This is a genomic window from Microbacterium sp. KNMS (genome assembly GCF_053851835.1).
Genome location: NZ_JBSQBP010000183.1, coordinates 1 through 243 on the forward strand (window position 1 = coordinate 1; position 243 = coordinate 243).

1 protein-coding gene is annotated in these 243 nt (G+C 73.7%); it reads left to right on the forward strand.

All coding sequences use genetic code 11. From position 1 onward, the window contains the following. Window positions 1–243 (forward strand): VOC family protein (locus ACWXWW_RS18290; protein WP_455971461.1); only part of this gene is annotated, 243 nt, incomplete at both ends.

Sequence of the window (243 nt, forward strand, 5' to 3'; positions counted from 1 at the left end):
GCATCGGGCATGTCCACCTCAAGGTCGCCCACCTCGACCGGGCGCTGGGCTTCTATTGCGGCGTGCTCGGCCTCGGCCTGACCCAGCGCTACGGCGAGCGCGCCGCCTTCGTGGCCGCCGGGGGCTACCACCATCATATCGGGCTCAACACCTGGGAGAGCCTCGGCGGGTCGCCGCCGGCGCCGGGCACCACCGGCCTGTACCATCTCGCCCTGCTCTACCCGACCCGGGCCGCCCTGGCGG